The following is a 19,132-nucleotide window of genomic DNA, read 5'->3' as shown; positions in this document are numbered from 1 at the left end:
GCGCCGGGGAGGGTACGGCCGTGTGCCGCTCGTCCGGTGCGGTGGGGCCCGGCGGTACCGTCCGGCGGGCGCGGGGACGTCATGCGCACAGCGACGCGTTGCGCAGGCACGGGAGGTGCCCCTTGTCCCGGATCACCTGCTGGCCGGCGGGCTCGTCGAAAGAGGCGAGGAAGCCGGCGGCGAGGCTGCCGGGCTCCTGCGTGCCGTAGGTGTAGGCGTACTCGATGTCCTTGTACGGGTACCGGCTGCCGCCCGCCTCGATCCGCCGGAGGTCGGGCAGGTCGCCGCCCAACGGCACCCTGCGCACGTCCGCGCTCCGCTCCTGCGCGAGGGTGAGCTCGCTGTAGCCGATGGCGCCGGGCTGTGCGGCGACCGCGTCGAGCACGGCCCGCGTGCCGGACAGCTCGCAGCGGGTGACCGTGTCTTCGGCGTGGTCGTCCGGCCCGCAGTCCAGCGACGTGCTCGGCGCCTTCTCCCACTCCCGCAGCACCCGCTCCTGGAAGATCTGCCGTGTGCCCGACTCGGCCCCCCGGCTGACCAGGACGACGGGGAGGTCGGCGATCTCCGCCACGCCGGGGACGACCTCGCCCCAGCGCTGGTACCGGCCCGCGTAGATGTCCCGCACCTGCTGCAGGGACAGGCCCGCAGGGCCGAGTTCGACGTCCTCGTGGACGACGAGGGTGAAGACGGACAGGGCGATCTTCTTCTCCTTCAGGTTCCAGCGCTCGCCCATCCGGCCGTCCGAGAAGGTGATCACGGACCGGGCGGCGTCCTTCGACCGCGCTCCCAGGGCGGCGAGTTCCGCGACGCCCTCCTCGCTGCCGCGCGCCCGGACCGTGATGTCGGCGCCGTCGCACTGGCTCTCGTACTGTTCCGCGAGCGTCTGGAGGACGGGCTCGAAGGCGGTGGAGCCGGTCACCGTCAGTTCGCCCCGCTCGCACCCCATCGGGTTGCCGTCGCGGAACAGGATGATGCCGGCGAGGACGAGCAGGGCGAGGGTGAGCGCACCGCTGACCACCCGGGCGGGGACGCTGAACGTGCGCTCCTTCTCGTCCGGCTTGGGCGCCCTGTTGCGGTGCACCCTGCCGTCCCGGAGGCCGCCGATCAGCTTGACCTCTCCCTCCACCGGCCCGCCGGAGAGCAGCACGAGCAGCTTGAAGTGGTCACCGGAGTTGAGCGGGACACGCGGGATGCGCACCTTGTTGCGGTCGTACTCGAACCCGTTGACGTCCGTGAAGTGGTTCCGCAGGTGGTCGATGCCGGACGGCTGGGTGACCGAGACGGCCTGGACCGTGCGCCCCGTGAACTCCGCCGTCAGTCCGTGCACCTCGGGCGAGGTGTAGTCGTCGTCGGCGATGCTCTGCGACCCGTCGTTCTCGATGCGCAGCAGGACGAGCGAGGCGTCGGCCATGTTCGGGACGTCGAAGTCCCCGAGGCGCGGGTTGGGGTCGAAGGACGCCCCGTCACCTATCGGGCTGTCCATCTGCACGCGGTAGCCGATCCGCTTGCGGCGCGGCACCCGGCGGTCGTAGAACGACGTGCCCAGGGCCGCGAGGACACCGAGGACGGATGTGCCCACGGCGACGACGTTCTCGTTGCTCAGCCACTCCACTGCATTCACCGGTGGTCCCCCGCCACTCCCGGAGCCGAACGGTGGGGTCACCGTACGCCTGTCCGGACGGCCCGGCGCGTGCCGCCGACCTCTGTTCGCCCGCTGTTCAACTACCGCGTGGACGAGGGCACTTCCACCGCTACTCCGCGGGCGCGTCGTCCTTCATGGCCCTGGTCTCGCTCTTGAGGATCCGCAGCGACCTGCCCAGCGCGCGGGCGGTGTCGGGCAGTTTCTCCGAGCCGAACAGGGCGATCGCGACGATCACCACGAGCAACAGGTGCCACGGTTCCAGTCCGTTGCGGAGCATTTCCGGTACGTCCCTTCTCGGTGCCGGACAGGGGTGCGTGCGCCGCGGGCCGGGCCGTACCGTCTGTCATGATTGCGTTGTTGCGCAAGTGTATAACCAAGGGTCGGGGGCGTTCGTCCCCCCGGTACGAGCGGACGGATGAGGGCGCACGCATGACCACCAGCAACGACCGGACCACACCCGCGCGCGGCCGGCGCCGGGCGCGCGGCCGCCGGGCGGTGCCCCGGGGCACCCGCGGCCCGATACGGAAGGCACTCGTCACCGCGCTGGCCGTGGCCGTACTGGGCACGGCGGGACTCGGCTGGGTCTATCTGCGGCTGAGCGGCGCCATCGACACCTTCGACGGGGACGGGCTGTCGAAGAACCGTCCCGTGGCCGACTCCTCCGGTGCGACGAACGTGCTGGTCATCGGCTCGGACGCGCGCACCGACGGCAACAGTGCCCTCGGCGGCGGCAGCGCGGACGACGTCGGCCGCTCCGACACCGCGTTCCTGCTGCACGTGTACGCGGACCACGAACACGCCGTGGCCGTGTCCGTCCCCCGCGACACACTGGTCACCATCCCGCCGTGCAGACTTCCCGACGGCACCTGGACCACCACCCGGACCGACGCCATGTTCAACGCGGCCTTCTCGGTCGGACAGACCGCCGAGGGCAACCCGGCCTGCACGCAGAACACGGTGGAGGAACTCACCGGCCTGCGCGTCGACCACACCGTCGTCGTCGACTTCAAGGGCTTCGCCGCGCTGACCGAGGTGGTGGGCGGGGTGCGGGTGTGCCTGCCGGCCGACGTGTACCAGAAGGACCTGAACCCCCACCGCGCCACCCGCGGTGAGCTGCTGTTCCACGAGGGCGAGCAGGACGTCTCAGGCCAGGCGGCACTGGACTACGTCCGCCTCCGGCACGGCATCGGCGACAGTTCCGACATCGGGCGGATCAAACGCCAGCAGGCTTTCGTGGCCGCCCTGGTCAAGAAGGTCAGGAGCGACGGACTCACCCCCACCAGGCTGCTGCCGCTCGCGGACGCCGCCGTCGAGTCGATGACCGTCGACCCGGGCCTGGGCACCGCGGGCAAGCTCGTCTCCTTCGTGATGTCACTGAGGGACGTCGACCTGCACCACATGAAGTTCGTCACCGTGCCCTGGCGCTACGAGGGCGCGCGCGTCGCCGTCGTCCAGCCGGACGCGGACCGGCTGTGGGCCGCGCTCGCGGCGGACCGCACCCTCGACGGCACGGACGCCGCCGGCGGCACGGGGAGCGGGACGTCCCCCTCACCGTCGCCCTCGCCGAGCGACGGCGAAGCCGTCGAGGAGGTGGACGGCGAGGGCATCGCCGTGACCGTCCACAACGGCACCACGACCTCCGGCCTGGCCTCCCGCGCCGCGTCGGCGCTCACCGCGCACGGCCTCACCGTCACCGGGACGGCCAACGCCGACAGCCAGGACCGCACCACCACGGTGATCCGGTACGGCACCGGCCTGGAGGCGCGCGCCCGCACCGTCGCCGCGCTCTTCCCCGGCGCCACGCTGGAGCCCGGGGCCGATGCCGCCATCATCGACGTGATCCTGGGCCGGGACTACTCCGGTGCCGGTGCCGGTGCTTCGGCCTCGCCCGCGCCGACGTCCGTCCCCTCGTCCGTGGCGGACGGAGCCCGCTCCGCGGACGACGATCCGTGCTCGGACCTGTCGTACGGCTAGACCCACCTCAGCGGTCCGTGGCGTACTCCGCCTCCCCGTGGCGGCGCGCGTACCGCGCCCGGGCCGCCAGGAGTCCGGCGGTGTAGAGCGCGAGGACGGCGAGGAGCAGCGGGTAGTACGGGGCGGGCAGCGAGGTCAGGCCGAGGAGCGGTCCGAGCGGTGAGGGCGGCAGTACCAGGCCGACGGCGGCCAGCGCGGCCGCGGACCGGCCGACAGGACCCGGGGCACGCCCTCCGGCACCCCGGCGGCCCATCCGCAGCACCAGCATCACCAGGGCCTGGGTCAGCAGGTTCTCGGTGAACCAGCCCGAGTGGAAGCCCGCCTCGTCGACCCCGCCGCCGGATCCCCGCAGGGCGAGGGCCAGGGCGGCGAACGTGGCCAGGTCGGCGGCGGCGTTCAGCACGCCGAAGCCGGTGACGAAGCGGAGCAGGGCGCGGGGGTCCAGCACGGTCGGGCGGCGCGACAGCGAGGGGTGCGGGCGGTCGTGGGCGAAGGCGAGCTGGGCCGCGTCGAAGCACAGGTTCTGCGCCAGGACCTGCGCGGGCAGCATCGGCAGGAACGGCAGCAGCAGGCCGGCGCAGAGCATCGCGACGACGTTGCCGAGGTTGGAGGAGAGGGTGACGCGCAGATAGCTGACGATGTTGCCGCTCGCGTGCCGGCCCGCGCCGATGGCGTGGTTCACCGCGGTCAGGTCCCTGTCGGCGGCGAGCACCACATCGGCGTGCTCGCGGACGACGTCGGCGGCGCTGTACGGGGCGATGCCGACGTCGGCGCTCTGCAGGGCGGGCAGGTCGTTGACGCCGTCCCCGAGGAACCCGACGGTGTGCCCGCCGGCCCGCAGCGCCCGGACGATGCGGGCCTTGTGGTCGGGGGTGCAGCGGGCGAACACCGTCGTACGGGCGGCGAGCGCGGCGACCTGCTCGTCGGAGAGCCCGTCGACGCGGTCGGCGGTGACGATGTCGCCGGGGGCGACGGACATGCCCAGGTCGCGGCAGGCGCGGGCCGCGGTGTCCGGATGGTCGCCGGTGAGGACCCTGACCGCGACGCCGCGCTCGCTGAGCGTGCGGAGGGCTTCGGCCGCGGTGGGGGCGAGGGCGTCCCGGAAGGTGATCAGCCCCCGGAAGGTGAGTCCGCGTTCGTCGGCCGGGGTGTAGTCGCGCGGGCGGGCCGGGCGCTCGGCGGTGGCGACCGCCAGGACGCGCAGACCGCCGGCGGCCTGCCGGCCGGCCAGGCCGCGCAGCCGTGCCCGCTCGTCCTCGGTCAGGACGCAGCGCTCCAGGACGGCCTCGACGGCGCCCTTCACCACCAGGGTGTGTGTGCCGAGCCGGCCCGGGGTGTGGACGACGGCGGTGGCGAGGCGGCGGACCGGGTCGAAGGGGACGGCCGCCGACGCGTCGCAGGAGAGGTGGCCGTCGTCCTCGGCCGCGTCCAGGAGCGCCTCGTCGAGGGGGTCGGGGACGGGCAGCTCGGCGAGCTGGAGGGTCCACCACGCGTTGAGGACGGCCCAGTGCAGCACCTCGGGGTCGTCCCGGCTCCGGGCGTCGAGGGCGCGGTCGACGACCGGCCGGTCCTGGGTGAGGGTGCCCGTCTTGTCCAGGCACAGCAGGTCGACGGCGCCCACGTCGTGCAGTGCGGGCAGCCTCCGGACGATCACCCCGTGGGACCGGGCGAGCAGTGCGGCGCCCCGGGCCAGACAGGTGGTGACCAGGACCGGCAGCATCTGCGGAGTCAGCCCGACCGCCACCGCCACCGCGAACGGCAGCGTCTGGAGGCCGCGCCCGCGCAGCGCCGCGTCGGCCAGGAGCACCAGGGGCGGGGTGAGCAGCATGAACCTGATGAGGATCCAGGAGACACCGCGTACGGAGCGGTCGAAGGCGCCGTCCCGCCGCGGGGCGGCCGGACGGCCGTGCGCGGTGCCGAAGCGCGTCCGCGCGCCGGTCTCCGTGACGACCGCGGTGGCGGTGCCGCTCGCGACGCTGCTGCCCTGGAAGCACAGGTGCGGCTGCTCGAACACGCCGCCGTCGCGGGTCCGGGGCGCGTCCTCCCGGGCGGCCTTCGCGACCGGCGCCGACTCTCCGGTGAGTGCCGACTGCCGCACGGTCAGGCCGGTCACCCGCAGCAGCCGCACGTCCGCGGGGACCGCGTCGCCCGGACCGAGACGGATGACGTCACCGGGCACCAGTTCCTCGACGGGAATCTCGCGGGCCACCGGCGCGGCGTCCCGGTCGGCCCTCCGCAGGACGGTGGCCGTGCCGGCGACCAGGTCCCGCAACGCGCTCATGGAGCGGTCGGCCCGGTGTTCCCCCGAGGCGCGCAGGGCGCAGCCCACCACGACCAGCAGCAGGATCACGCACGCGGTCGCCCAGGCCAGGACGGCCGCCGACACCAGCCCCAGGCAGAGCAGCACCAGGGTGAAGGGATCGCGCAGGCCGCGGGCGAACAACCGGGGCCAGGACGCGGTGCGCCGGGCCGGGACCGTGTTCTCCCCGAAGGCGGCGAGACGCTCCAGGGCCTGTGCGTCGGTCAGGCCGCGCGGGCCTGAGTCCAGCCGCCGCAGCACCTCGAGCACGGTCGGGACCGCGGGCCGGGCACCGGCGCCGGGGCGCTCCGGCCGGCCGTTCCCTGCCGCCGCCACGTGCTCAGGCACCCGTCCCGCGCAGGCGGTGTACGGAGGGGGTGGCCTCCCGCGACCGGGCGGTCAGCTGTCCGAGCATCACGCGCACCACGGTGACCACGTCGGGGTCGTCCACGTAGTAGATCTGCCGCCGGCCCTCACGGCGCGACCGCACCAGGCCGGCGAGCTTCAGCTTCGCCAGGTGCTGGCTGACCGCGGGGAGGGCGCCGCCGACCCGGTCGGCGAGGTGGCTCACGTCGCTCTCGCCCTGGGACAGGACCCACATGATGTGCAGCCGTGCCGACGAGGCGAGCAGCCCGAACGCCGCGGCCGCCTCCGCCAGGAGTTCGGCGGACGGATCGTCGTAGCCCGCGGCCCCGTCCGTCACTGCCTTCTCCCGTCTCACCGCGCCCCGTCCGGCGCGCACGCGCGCACCCAGTGTAGGCGCCCTGGTCCCGCCTACTCGCCGTCCATGATCTGGATGAGATTGCCGCAGGTGTCGTCCAGGACGGCGGTGGTGACCGCGCCCGTCTCGAGCGGTTCCTGGGTGAAGGTCACCCCGAGTTCGCGCAGCCGGGCGAACTCCGCCCGCACGTCGTCCACGGCGAAGGAGGTGGCCGGGATGCCGTCCCGCACCAGCGCCGTCCTGTACGGCTGTACCGCGGGGTGCCCGGAGGGTTCCAGCAGCAGTTCGACCCCGTCGGGGTCCTCCGGCGACACCACGGTGAGCCACCGGTCCGTACCCGCCGGGACGTCGTGCTTCTTCTCGAAGCCCAGCACGTCGGTGTAGAAGCGCAGGGCCTTCTCCTGGTCGTCGACGAAGACGCTGGTGAGGTGAATCTTCATGGGTGTCCTCCGGTGTGTCGGGCCTGAGCCGTCGGGTCAAGTCGCGCTCGAGGGGGGACCGGACCCCGCCATGACCGACACCATAGGCAAGTGTTCACTTGCCTATCAAGCGGGCGCGCCGATGCCGCCCTGGGCGGCCGGGACGTGACCGGCCCGCGGCGTCACGGGGCGATCAGGCCGGCCGTCGTCCCCGGTGCGCCGTCCTCCCGCGCGCAGACCCAGCCGAGACTGTGGCGTTCGACCCGTGCCCGCCAGTCGGTGTCACCGGCCGGATGGCCGAAGCCGTCGGCGTGCAGGGCGTCGAGGGCGGCGTTGTCGACCTCGCCCCGCCACTCATGGGTGATCGTCATGCTGTGAGCGTACGTGTCGAGGCTCGTCCGTCGGCCGCCGTCCAGGGTTCAACGGCCGTGCCCGACGGGGTCGTTGCGCCATGCGGCCCGCATGCCATACCGGCCGCGCCCCGCACGCGTCCAGCCGGTCAGGAGGTCCCTCGCCACCGCCGGGCCAGCTCCTCGTACAGGGGGCCGGTGAGGTCCTCGCGTACGCCGGAACCGATCGCGGGTCTGACGCCCACCGACGACCGGCGTGCGAGCGACTCGAAGGCCATGTCGATCTGCGGAATGCCCAGAGCCGTGAGCCGGGCGTTGGACGTTCCGAAAGCGACGACGGGAACACGGGTCCATAGCAGGGCCCCCGCGCACATGGGGCAGGGCTCGGCCGTACTGACCACCGCGTGGTCCCGCAACCGCACGCCCTTGGCCGCGGCTTCCCTCACCAGGTTCATCTCCGCGTGGGCGGTGGTGTCCCCGTCCTCCGCGCTGTTGGCGGCTCCCGCCACCACGACGCCGCTGTCCAGCGCGACCAGCACCGCCCCGAAGGGGTACACGGCCGTACGCGCACGCGCCACCGCCTCGGGCATGGCGCGCACCACCGCCTCCTTCGACCCGCGGGTCCACGGGCCGCTCCATCTCCGTCCGTCCGGGTCCTCGTGGGCGCGGGCCCCGTCCGCGCTCGACAGCACGGCCACGGCACCGGCCACCACGGACAGGAGCTGTCGCCGTGAAGAGGAAGTCGCGTTCATCCCACCAACGTATCGCAGAGTGACCAGGTATGAGCGGAGAGTTAGGGCAGGAGGTCTGGATGATGTTGACCAGCGTCGTGTCGCGCGTCAGTGTGCGAGGCGGCGCGAGTCACCGACCCGTGCCCGAGGAGCGTGCCGGAAGGATGACCGTCGTGATAGGGATCGCCGATGTCGAAGCCGCGGCCGAGCGGATCGCCCCCCATGTGGTGCGTACGCCGACCCTGCCCAGCCCCGGCCTGTCCGCGCTGCTCGGTGCCCCGGTCACCGTGAAGCTGGAACTGTTGCAGCGCACCGGCTCGTTCAAGGCGCGCGGGGCGGCGGCGAAACTGCTGGCGCTCGGCGAGGCCGAGCGGGCCGCCGGGGTGGTGGCGGTCAGCGGGGGCAACCACGGGATCGGGGTCGCGGTGATGGCCGCCGCCCTCGACGTGAAGGCCACGGTGGTCATGCCCCGTACGGCGCCCGCGCGTTCCGTGGCGAGGGCGGAGGGGGCCGGCGCGTCGGTACGGCTGACCGACGGCATGGACGAGGCGTTCGCGCTGACGGCCCGGCTGCGGGAGGAGGGCCTGACGCTGCTCCACCCCTTCGACGACCCGGTGGTGATCGCCGGACAGGGCACGGTCGGGCTGGAGCTCGCCGAGGACGCGGGTGAACTGACCGACGTGCTGGTCAGCATCGGTGGCGGCGGACTGATCACCGGCGTCGCGGCGGCGCTGCGGGCCCGCCGCCCGGGGGTACGGGTCTGGGGGGTGGAGACCCGGGGCGCCCAGTCGATGTCAAAGGCGCTGGCCGCGGGCGGTCCGGTACCGGTCGCGCTGTCGTCGATCGTGACCACGCTCAGCGCCCCGTCGGTGTCGCAGCTGACGTACGACCACGTGTCCGCGCTGGTCGAGGAGGTGCTGGTGGTTCCGGACCGGGAGGCGGTGCAGGGGGTGCTCGACCTCGCCGACCACGCGAAGGTGTGGGCGGAGCCCGCCGCCGGCTGTCTGCTGCCCGCGGCGCGGCAGGTCCTCGACCGGGTGGGGGAGGGGGCCCGCCTCGGGCTCGTGGTGTGCGGGGGCAACGCGTCCACCGCCGACGTACTGGGATGGTCGAGCCGGTTCGGGCTCGGCTGAGCGAACCGCCGACCGCGGCCGAGCGCCCGGGAAGCCCGTGGGCCACCTCCCTGCCGGGAGGCGGCCCACAGGCGCACCCGCTGCGGGTGGACGCCGGTCGGAGTCGGGTCAGGAACCGGACGAGGGAGCGGCCGCGGCGCGCGTGCCGTCGTCGCCGGCGGCGGTCTCGCCGTCCTCCAGGGAGACGTCCTTGGTCTCCTTGCCGAGCAGGAGCGCGATCAGCGTCAGCACCGCCATCGAGGACAGGTAGACCCCGACCAGCCACGGCGAGCCGTCACCGGCGTCCCACAGCGCCACCGCGATGAACGGGGCGACGGCCGCACCGAGGATCGAGCTGACGTTGTACGAGATGCCGGACCCGGTGTAGCGCACGCTCGTCGGGAACAGCTCCGGCAGGAGCGCGCCCATCGGCCCGAACGTCATGCCCATCAGCGTGAAGCCGAGCACCAGCCACAGCACCACGCCGAGCGTCCCCAGGCCGATCAGGGGCACCCAGACCAGTCCGAAGACCAGGATCGCGGCGGTGATCCAGATCAGGGTGGCGCGCCGTCCGTACTTGTCGGCGAGCGGACCGGAGACGAGGGTGAACACGGCGAAGAACAGCACGCCGAAGATCATCATCAGGACGAACGTGGTGTAGCTGTAGCCCAGGCCGGGCACGTCCGCGTCCTTCGCGGTGCGTCCGTAGCTCAGCGAGAACGTGGTCATCAGGTAGAAGAGCACGTACGTCGCCAGCATGATGAAGGTGCCGAGGATCAGCTGCTTCCAGTGGTCGCGGACCACGGTGGCCAGCGGCAGCTTGCGCACCTTCCCGGTCTCCTGGGTCTTGGCGAAGACCGCCGACTCCACCAGCCGCGACCGCACCCACAGGCCGATGACGACCATCACGGCGGAGAACAGGAACGGGATGCGCCAGCCCCAGCTCGTGAAGGCGTCGGAGGGCTGGGTCGGGTCGGCGCCCGCCTCGGACGGCAGCAGCGCCCCGATGATCAGGAACAGGCCGTTGCCGATGATGAAGCCGAGCGGGGCGCCCAGCTGCGGGAAGGTGCCGTACAGGGCCCGCTTGCCGCGGGGCGCGTTCTCGGTGGCGACCAGCGCGGCACCGCTCCACTCGCCGCCGAGCGCGAAGCCCTGCGCGAGCCGCATCAGCACGAGCAGCGCGGTGGCGATCCAGCCGGCCTGCGCGTAGGTGGGCAGGACGCCGATGAGGAAGGTGGCGATGCCCATGGTCAGCAGCGATACCACCAGCGTCCGCTTGCGGCCGAGCCGGTCGCCGAGGTGCCCGAAGACGACGGCCCCGATCGGGCGGGCGACCATCGCGGCGCCGAACACCGCGAACGACGACAGCAGTGCCGTGGTCGGGTCACCGCCCGGGAAGAAGAGCTTGGGGAAGACCAGTACGGCGGCGGTCGCGTAGATGTAGAAGTCGTAGAACTCGATCGTCGTGCCGATGAGGCTGGCGATGAGGACACGGGACCGCGAGTTGACGGGTGCCTGGGCCGGTCCGGTGGCTGTGGCTGGTGCGGACATTGCTCGGTCTTTCGCGCGAGGTGGGAGATCGGTCGCCGAGGGCCCGGACCTCCGCACACGTCCTCCTCGCCGGGGCCGTGCGGACTGTACGGGCAGGTTAAAGATCTCAGGTGTCTTATGTTCCGGAAAGTTGATTCCATCATGTGAGACGAGCTGTGGCGCGTCCAGGAGCGGTGGGGGCGTAGTGGGTCCCTTGCTCCACGACCCGCCCGCCGGGCCCCGGTACCCCGTCCGGCCGTCCCCGGCTAGGATCCGGGGCCATGCCGCTGACCATGAAGGACGTGGAACGGTTCGAGGCCGCACGGCCCCGTCTCGAGGCCATCGCCTACCGCCTCCTCGGCTCCGCGAGCGAGGCCGAGGATGCCGCGCAGGAGACCTTCCTGCGCTGGCAGGCCGCCGACGTCGAGCGCATCGAGGTGCCCGAGGCCTGGCTGACGAAGGTGCTCACCAACCTGTGCCTCAACCAGCTCGCCTCGGCCCGTGCGCGGCGCGAGACCTACGTCGGCGAGTGGCTTCCCGAGCCGCTGCTCGGCGGTGACCCCATGCTCGGCCCGGCCGACACCGCGGAGCAGCGCGAGTCGGTCTCGTACGCGGTCCTCACGCTCATGGAGCGGCTGTCCCCCAGCGAGCGGGCGGTGTACGTGCTGCGGGAGGCCTTCGACTACCCGCACCGGGAGATCGCCGACATCCTCGACCTCACGGAGGCCGCCAGCCAGCAGATCCTGCACCGCGCCAGGAAGCACCTCGGCAACGGCCGGGCCCGCGGCGAGGTCGACGAGGCCGCCGCGCGCCGGATCGTCGAGGAGTTCCTGGCGGCGGCCGCCAGCGGACGGACCGAGCCGCTCGTGCGGCTGCTGACCGCCGATGTCGTCGCGGTCGGCGACGGCGGCGGGAAGATCCCGGCCCGGGCCAAGGTGTTCGGGGGCGCCCTCGCGGTCGCGAAGTTCCTGCGGGGCCTGTTCAAGCCGGCGGCGTCCAAGCGCGCCCTGGTGGGCGGCTCGCCCGGCATGCACGTCACGACCGTCAACGGCGGCCCCGCCGTCGTCGCGGTCGTCGGCGGCCGGGTCGTCGGCATCGTGTGCCTGGAGGTCACCGGCGAGGGCATCGCCGCGGTCCGCAGCCAGGCCAACCCCGACAAGCTCGTCCGCGCGACCGGGGCGTGGGCGGCCGCCGATCACGGAGAGCCCCTGTTCCACGCCTTCTGATCATGACGCTCCCTGATCGTGACGCTGTGAGGTGCTTCACATCGCGCGTGTTCCCGTCAGGGAACGGCGTGCTGTCCGGTCGAAGGGGTGAACCGCACCGGACCAGGGGCGGACCCGCGCAGACAGGAGCAGGCACATGCAGCACCGCATCATCGTCCTCGGCGCCGGATACACGGGAGCCAGCGCGGCGGGCCGTCTCGCCAGGCGGCTGCACCGCGACGACGTCGCCATCACCGTCGTCAACGCCGAGCCCGACTTCGTCGAGCGCGTCCGCCTGCACCAGCTCGCGGCCGGCCAGGACCTGAGGCCCCGGCCCTTCAGCGAGTTGTTCGCGGGCACCGGCGTCGCACTGCGACTCGCCCGGGTGACCGGCGTCGACGTCGACCGCAAGACCGTCACCGTCGTCGGCGTCGGCGCGAACGGCGGCATCGGCGCGACAGGCGGCGCCGAGGAGCTGGAGTACGACACCCTCGTGTACGCCCTCGGCAGCGGCTGGGACGACCTGGGCGTCCCCGGTGCCGGCGAACACGCCCACGAGATCGCGAGCCGGCCCGGGGCGCTCCGGCTGCGCGAGCGGTTGGCCGCACTGGACGCCGGACAGCCCGTGGTCGTCGTCGGCGGCGGCCTCACCGGCCTGGAGACCGCGACCGAGGTCGCCGAGACCCGCCCGGACCTCGCGGTCACCGTCGCCGTCCAAGGCGGCCTCGGCGAGCAGCTCTCGGACCGGGGCCGCGGGCACCTGCGGAAGGTCTTCGGCACGCTCGGGATCACCGTGCTCGAGCACGCCGCCGTCACCGCCGTAGAGGCCGACCGCGTCGTCACGGCCGACGGCACCGCCGTACCGGCCGCGGTGACCGTGTGGACCACCGGTTTCGCGGTCCACCCGATCGTGCGCGCCACCGCCCTGGAGGCCGACGACACCGGCCGGATCGTGGTCGACGGGACCATGCGCTCCCTCTCGCACCCGGACGTGTACGCCATCGGCGACGCGGCCATGGTGACGGGCCCCGGCGGGAAGCCGCTGCGGATGTCGTGCGCCTCGGGCATCCCCACCGCATGGCAGGCCGCCGACGCCATCGCGGCACGCCTCACCGGTGACAGGCTTCCCCACGCGTCGATCCGCTACTTCAACCAGTGCATCTCGCTGGGCCGCGGGCAAGGCCTCATCCAGTACGTCACCGCGGACGACCGGGCCGTCGGCGCGGTCCTGACCGGCAGGCTGGCCGCCCTCTACAAGGAGCTGGTCTGCAAGGGCGCGGCCTGGGGCGTCGCCCACCCGACCCTCGGCCTGCCGAGCCGGCGCCGCCGCGTCGTACCGGGGGCGACGGCGAGCCCGACCCGGCCGGACCCGGCCGTCGAGGCCTCGGCGGCCTGAAGGCCCGTACCGGTCCAGGCGGTGGACGGCGCAACATGTGGTTGGTGGTTACAGCTAATCTCCCTCCCCAGGAGGCCCCAGGAGGAGACACGCATGGGACACCGCACCACCGCACCAGGCCCGTCCACAGTCGGCCCGGCCGCACCCGGCCCGTCCGTACCCGTCGTCGCCGAGCTGAGCGGCGCGAGCGTACGGCGGCACACCACCGGACAGGCCATCCTGGACGGCGTCGACTGGACCGTACGGTCCGGCCAGCACTGGGCGCTGCTCGGGGCGAACGGCGCGGGGAAGACGACGGTGCTGCGGCTCGTCGGCGCGCTGATGCACCCCACCGCGGGCACGGTCGAAGTGCTGGGTCACCGGCTCGGCCGGGTCGACGTGCGTGAACTGCGCGCCCGCATCGGACTGGTCTCCTCGGCGCAGAAGGTGCCCGGGGACGCCACCGGGCACACCGTGGTCCTCACCGGCGCGACCGGGACCGTGCAGCCGCTGTGGAAGCAGTACGACGCGCGCACCCGGGAGCGCGCGCACGCGCTCCTGGCCGAGCTGGACATCAAGGAGCTGGCGGACCGGCCGTACGGTGTCTGCTCCGGTGGCCAGCGCGCCCGGATCCTGATCGCCCGCGCGCTGATGGCCGACCCGGCGCTGCTCCTGCTCGACGAGCCGTTCAACGCGCTCGACCTGCCCTCGCGGGAGGACCTGATCGACACCATGCACCGGCTGGCCACCGGGCGGCCCGGGCTGACGACCGTCACGGTCACCCACCACCTCGAGGAGCTGTCCCCGGCCATCGGCCACGCGCTGCTGCTGCGCGAGGGCCGGGTGCACGCCAGCGGCCCGGTCGGTGACGTCCTGACGGACGGGCACATGTCGGCGTGTTTCGGCCGCCCGGTACGGGTGAGCCGGCACGAGGGCCGCTGGCTGGCCCGCTCCGGCAGCTCGGCACCACGCTCGTGATCGCTCCGCCCCGTATCCGTCGGTTCCGTCGGTCACAACCCTTGACGGCGGGTCGGGGCGGCACCACGATGCCGTGGGAGCGCTCCCAGCACCCCACCGCTCACCTCACGTCACCACCGCCCCGCCCCGCCCCACCCGCGCGGAAGGACGAAGCCGTGACCCACCTCGCCTCCACCCGGCCCCCGCTGCCCCCACCGGCCCGGCACGGACACCGGCACCGCCGCAGACGCGCGGTGCTCTCCGCCGTCGCGGCGGCCGCGCTGCTCGGCGGCGCCCTGGCCGGGTCCGCCACCGCCGCCGAGGCCCGCGCGGCGGACGGGCCCGAACTCGTCTCCAACGGCGACTTCTCGGCCGGCACCACCGGCTGGTGGTGGACCGAGAACTCCCCGGGCCGCGTCGTCGACGGACGCCTCTGCGCCGACGTCCCCGCCGGTACGGCCAACCCCTGGGACGCCATCCTCGGTCAGAACAGGCTGCCCCTCACCGCGGGCGAGAGCTACACCCTGCGCTACACCGCCTCCTCCACCGCCCCGCTCACCGTCCGCGCCAACGTGCAGATGGCCGCCGAGCCGTACACCGCCGAGCTGAACGCTGCCGACCCGGTCGGGACGACGGCCAAGACCTTCGAGCACGTCTTCACCGCCGCGGCCGACCACACGGCGGCCCAGCTCGCCTTCCAGGCGGGCGGCGGCGCGGGGGCGTACACCTTCTGCGTGGACGACGTCTCGCTGACCGGCGGCGCGGAGCCGCCCGTCTACGAGCCGGACACGGGATCTCCCGTACGGGTCAACCAGGTCGGGTACCTCACCGACGGCCCCAAGAGCGGGACCTTCGTCACCGAGACCACCGAGCCGCAGACCTGGGTGCTGAAGGACGCCGGCGGCACCGAGCGGGCGCGGGGGAGGACCAGTCCGGCGGGTGTCGACTCCACCTCCCGGCAGAACGTCCACACCTTCGACTTCGGCGCGTTCACCGGGGCCGGTGACGGATACACCGTCACCATCGGCGAGGAGACCAGCGAGCCGTTCACCATCGGCGACGACCTCTACTCCGGCCTGCGCGGCGACGCGCTCGCGTACTTCTACCACAATCGCAGCGGCATCGAGATCGAGGCGGACCTCGTCGGTGAGGAGTACGCGCGCCCGGCCGGGCACATCGGCGTGGCGCCCAACCAGGGCGACACCGACGTGCCGTGCCAGGCCGGTGTCTGTGACTACCGGCTCGACGTCTCCGGCGGCTGGTACGACGCGGGCGACCACGGCAAGTACGTCGTCAACGGCGGCATTTCCGTGGCCCAGGTGATGGCCACCTACGAGCGCACCCTGCACACCGAGGGCGCGGACGGCACCGCCCTCGGCGACGGGAAGCTCCGGGTGCCCGAGCGCGGCAACGACGTCCCCGACATCCTGGACGAGGCCCGCTGGCAGCTCGACTTCCTGATGCGGATGCAGGTGCCGGAGGGCGAGCCGCTGGCCGGCATGGTGCACCACAAGATCCACGACCGGGCCTGGACCGGGCTGCCGCTGCTCCCGTCCGCGGACCCGCAGCCGCGCGAGCTGCACCCGCCGTCCACGGCGGCGACCCTGAACGTCGCGGCCACCGCGGCCCAGTGCGCCCGGCTCTTCGAGAGTCACGACGCGGAGTTCGCCGCCGAGTGCCTGGAGACGGCCCGCAGCGCCTGGGCGGCGGCGAAGGCGCACCCGGACGTGCTGGCCGACCCGGACGACGGTGTGGGCGGCGGCGCCTACTCCGACACCGACGTGCGCGACGAGTTCTACTGGGCGGCGGCCGAACTGTTCGTCACCACGGGCGAGAACGCCTTCCGCCAGGCGGTGCTGGGGTCCCCGATCCACGGTGACACCGACGCGGTCTTCCCGCGCGGCGGACTCTCCTGGGGGGCCACGGGCGGGCTGGGCGCGCTGAGCCTGGCGACCGTGCCCAACGACCTGACCGGCGCCCAGCTGTCCTCGGTCCGCGCGACGGTGGTCGAGGCTGCCGACGGCTATGCGGAGGACTCCCGGAACTCGGCCTACGGAGTGCCGTACGCCCCCGGGAACGACGCCTACGTCTGGGGCTCCAACAGCCAGGTCCTCAACAACATGGTCGTCCTCGCGACGGCCCACGACCTGACCGGTGAGACCGGCTACCGGGACGCGGTGCTGCACGGCATGGAGTACCTGCTCGGCCGCAACCCGCTCAACCAGTCCTACGTCACCGGCTACGGCGAGCGGGACTCCCGCAACCAGCACCACCGCTTCTGGGCGCACCAGCTCGACGCCTCACTGCCGAACCCGGCGCCCGGCTCGGTCGCGGGCGGCCCGAACGTCGGCATCGACGACCCGGTCGCCCAGGACAAGCTCCAGGGCTGCGCGCCCGCGATGTGCTACATCGACGACATCGAGTCCTGGGCGACGAACGAGATCACCATCAACTGGAACGCCCCGCTGGCCTGGGTCGCCTCGTACCTGGACGACCTCGGCGGCGGGGAGCCGGGCGGCGGGAACCCCGGCGGCGACGAGGTGTGCGAGGTCACCTACCACTCGTACCGCTGGAACAACGGCTTCACCTCCCAGGTCACGCTGGAGAACACCGGCGGGACCGCGATCAGCCCCTGGGAGCTGAAGTGGTCCTTCGCCGACGACCAGCGGATCACCCAGGCGTGGAGCGCCAGGGTCACCCAGTCCGGACGGGACGTGGTCGCACGGCCGGAGAGCTGGAACACCACGCTCGCACCCGGAGCCACGGTCAACTTCGGCTTCAACGGCACGGCGAGCGGCTCGCCGGCCGATCCACGGGCCTTCACCCTAGGAGGGAAGAGCTGTGACGTGACCCGATAGGAGCTCGACCGGCCGGTGCGCCGCCGCCGAGCGGCGCCGCACCGGCCGGGTTCGAGCAAGAGATGCACATAGGGCAGGTGAGGCAGGTAAGGCAGGTGAGGCAGGTAAGGCTCACCTTACTGACGCGCTATCGTTCTCTCATGGCGAAGAATCACCGGCTCGTGCCGCAGCACCCGCGCATGTTCCGCGCCGAGGTCGTGCGCACCGAACGTGTCTCCCCCTCCATGCAGCGACTGACCGTCACCGGGGCGGACCTCGCGGACTTCCCGTGGCTGGGCTACGACCACTGGTTCCGGCTGTTCCTGCGGCTGCCCCACCAATCCCGCCTGCGGCTGCCCGAGTTCACCGGCACCCGCTGGTGGCAGCCCTACCTGGCCATCCCCGACGCGGAGCGGCCGCACTGCGCCAACTACACGGTGGCCGACTTCCGTCCGGAGGCGGCGGAGATGGACATCGACTTCGTCGTGCACCGCGGGCCCACGGGCGAGATCGAGGGCCGGGCCGCGATCTGGGCGTGCCGCGCCCGCCCCGGCGACCTGCTCGCCGTACTGGACCAGGGCGTCCTGTTCGACTGCCCCCGGGACGCCTCCGAGGTCGTCGTCGTGGCCGACGAGACCGGCCTCCCGGCCACCGCCGGCATCATGCGCTCCCTGCCGCGGGGGACCGTGGGCCGGCTCATCCAGGAGGTGCCCACGGCCGACGACAGGCGCGAGCTCGACGCGCCGTCCGGAATGGACGTCACCTGGGTCGTGCGCGAGGACCACACCTCCGTCCCCGGCGCGGCGGCCCTGGGCGAACTGCTCGAGCACACCCGCGCCGACGCGTCCGGCTACGCCTTCGTCGTCGGGGAGTCCACCCTGGCCACCGAGGGACGCAGGCACCTCCACCGGATCGGCATGGCGAAGGACCGCATCACCTTCTCCGGCTTCTGGAAGCGCGAGGCCGCGCTGGTGGCGGCCTGACGCACGGGTGTGGGGCGGTGTCCGCCGCCCGTAGCCCAGGTCCTCATCCGGATGGTAGGGATCGTTCCCGGTCGCCGACGGCGACCGGGGCAGTCACCGCCACCGAGAGGACCCTGGTGTGGAGAGCGTCACCAAGAACCGGCAGCCGACCGCCACGCTGCGGGCCATGGTCGGGCGGGCCTACGGGCCGGACCGTGTCCCCGAGGGGGAGGGGTGGGCGGCCGAGCTCGGGCACGGGTGGTTCAACGTCGCCTACCGCATCCGCCTGCGCGACGGTGCCGAGGTGGTGCTGAAGATCGCCCCGCCGCCCGCGGTGGAGGTGATGACCTACGAACGCGGCGCCATGGCGACCGAACTGCGCATGCTGGACCTGGTCCGTGCGCACACCTCGGTGCCGGTCCCGGCCGTCGACTTCGCCGACCGCAGCCATGAACTGTGCGACGCCGACTACTTCTTCATGCCTTACGTCGACGCCGACAACCTGGGCGTCATCGCCGACGGGCTGCGCGCCGTCGAGCGCGACGCCTACCTGGAGCAGCTCGGAGCGGCCAACCGGGAGCTGAACTCCCTGCGCGGCGACGGTTTCGGCCCGCTGACCGGCCCGGGCGACCCCAGTTGGCGCCGGGTCTTCACCGGCATGGTCGAGGACGTCCTCGGCGACGGCGAGCGCCGCGACGTCGACCTGGGCCGGGGCTACGACGTGGTGCGCGAGGTCCTGGACGGGCACGCCGGCAGCCTGGACGAGGTGACCGAGCCGCGTCTGGTGGAGTGGGACCTGTGGGCCGGCAACGTCCTGGTGCGGGACGGGAAGATCGTCTCGATCATCGACCACGAACGCGCCTTCTACGGCGACCCCTTGATCGAGAACGGCTTCGCCGGAGCGCAACTGCCCTCCGCCTTCGGCGACTCCCGCCCCTTCATGCGCGGTTACGGCCACGCCGAGCTGACCGGCACGGAGCGGGTGCGCCGCCGCCTGTACTGCCTCCACCTGCTGCTG

Annotated in this window: 15 protein-coding genes and 1 pseudogene; 8 read left to right on the top strand and 8 right to left on the bottom strand. The window is 73.0% G+C overall.

Annotation, left to right across the window (positions count from 1 at the left end; all coding sequences use genetic code 11):
- Positions 1–79 precede the first annotated feature (79 nt).
- Together UW392_RS43485 and tatA are read right to left on the bottom strand one after the other, a co-directional pair.
- The gene (locus tag UW392_RS43485) at positions 80–1,612 is read right to left on the bottom strand and encodes a substrate-binding domain-containing protein (RefSeq protein ID WP_414497262.1); all 1,533 of its coding nucleotides are present in this window, start codon (positions 1,610–1,612) and stop codon (positions 80–82) included.
- A gap of 139 nt (positions 1,613–1,751) precedes the next feature.
- The gene (tatA, locus tag UW392_RS43480) at positions 1,752–1,919 is read right to left on the bottom strand and encodes a Sec-independent protein translocase subunit TatA (protein ID WP_320780832.1); all 168 of its coding nucleotides are present in this window, start codon (positions 1,917–1,919) and stop codon (positions 1,752–1,754) included.
- Positions 1,920–2,071: 152 nt separating this feature from the next.
- Between tatA and UW392_RS43475 the strand changes: the two genes are divergently transcribed.
- The gene (locus UW392_RS43475) at positions 2,072–3,616 is read left to right on the top strand and encodes an LCP family protein (RefSeq protein WP_320780831.1); all 1,545 of its coding nucleotides are present in this window, start codon (positions 2,072–2,074) and stop codon (positions 3,614–3,616) included.
- Between the two features lie 7 nt (positions 3,617–3,623).
- Here UW392_RS43475 and mgtA read toward each other — a convergent pair whose 3' ends face one another.
- The 5 genes and pseudogenes from mgtA to UW392_RS43450 all read right to left on the bottom strand — a co-directional run bounded on the left by mgtA (position 3,624) and on the right by UW392_RS43450 (position 8,157).
- Positions 3,624–6,251, bottom strand: a complete 2,628-nt coding sequence (mgtA, locus tag UW392_RS43470) for a magnesium-translocating P-type ATPase (RefSeq protein WP_320780830.1) — start codon at positions 6,249–6,251, stop codon at positions 3,624–3,626.
- A 4-nt stretch (positions 6,252–6,255) separates the two neighbouring features.
- The gene (locus tag UW392_RS43465) at positions 6,256–6,618 is read right to left on the bottom strand and encodes a metalloregulator ArsR/SmtB family transcription factor (protein WP_320780829.1); all 363 of its coding nucleotides are present in this window, start codon (positions 6,616–6,618) and stop codon (positions 6,256–6,258) included.
- 71 nt (positions 6,619–6,689) lie between these two features.
- Positions 6,690–7,076: a VOC family protein gene (locus UW392_RS43460; RefSeq protein WP_320780828.1), complete on the bottom strand. Its 387-nt coding sequence runs from the start codon at positions 7,074–7,076 to the stop codon at positions 6,690–6,692.
- Between the two features lie 197 nt (positions 7,077–7,273).
- Positions 7,274–7,426, bottom strand: a pseudogene (locus UW392_RS43455) (GNAT family N-acetyltransferase); the annotation flags it as partial.
- A gap of 128 nt (positions 7,427–7,554) precedes the next feature.
- The gene (locus UW392_RS43450) at positions 7,555–8,157 is read right to left on the bottom strand and encodes a nucleoside deaminase (RefSeq protein ID WP_320780827.1); all 603 of its coding nucleotides are present in this window, start codon (positions 8,155–8,157) and stop codon (positions 7,555–7,557) included.
- Between the two features lie 152 nt (positions 8,158–8,309).
- Between UW392_RS43450 and UW392_RS43445 the strand changes: the two genes are divergently transcribed.
- Positions 8,310–9,269, top strand: coding sequence for a threonine/serine dehydratase (locus UW392_RS43445; protein ID WP_320780851.1), 960 nt, complete (start codon positions 8,310–8,312; stop codon positions 9,267–9,269).
- 108 nt (positions 9,270–9,377) lie between these two features.
- On the opposite strand, the gene UW392_RS43440 is transcribed toward UW392_RS43445, so the two are convergent.
- Complete coding sequence (locus tag UW392_RS43440; protein WP_320780826.1) at positions 9,378–10,799, bottom strand: MFS transporter; 1,422 nt, start codon at positions 10,797–10,799, stop codon at positions 9,378–9,380.
- Positions 10,800–11,059: 260 nt separating this feature from the next.
- Here UW392_RS43440 and sigJ point away from each other — a divergent pair, with 260 nt between their 5' ends.
- The 6 genes from sigJ to UW392_RS43410 all read left to right on the top strand — a co-directional run.
- Positions 11,060–12,004, top strand: a complete 945-nt coding sequence (gene sigJ / locus UW392_RS43435; RefSeq protein ID WP_320780825.1) for an RNA polymerase sigma factor SigJ — start codon at positions 11,060–11,062, stop codon at positions 12,002–12,004.
- A gap of 136 nt (positions 12,005–12,140) precedes the next feature.
- Positions 12,141–13,379 (top strand): NAD(P)/FAD-dependent oxidoreductase, encoded by a 1,239-nt coding sequence (locus UW392_RS43430; protein WP_320780824.1) that lies wholly within the window; start codon positions 12,141–12,143, stop codon positions 13,377–13,379.
- Between the two features lie 93 nt (positions 13,380–13,472).
- The gene (locus UW392_RS43425) at positions 13,473–14,336 is read left to right on the top strand and encodes an ABC transporter ATP-binding protein (protein WP_320780823.1); all 864 of its coding nucleotides are present in this window, start codon (positions 13,473–13,475) and stop codon (positions 14,334–14,336) included.
- 233 nt (positions 14,337–14,569) lie between these two features.
- Entirely contained in the window at positions 14,570–17,173 is a 2,604-nt protein-coding gene (locus UW392_RS43420; RefSeq protein WP_414497261.1) for a glycoside hydrolase family 9 protein, read from the top strand.
- 140 nt (positions 17,174–17,313) lie between these two features.
- Entirely contained in the window at positions 17,314–18,135 is an 822-nt protein-coding gene (locus UW392_RS43415; protein ID WP_320780822.1) for a siderophore-interacting protein, read from the top strand.
- Between the two features lie 118 nt (positions 18,136–18,253).
- The coding region (locus UW392_RS43410) for an aminoglycoside phosphotransferase family protein (protein WP_320780821.1) at positions 18,254–19,132 on the top strand (879 nt) is incomplete at its 3' end.

The organism is Streptomyces sp. CRN 30, from assembly GCF_034105845.1.
This window is presented reverse-complemented; position numbering and strand designations above follow the sequence as displayed.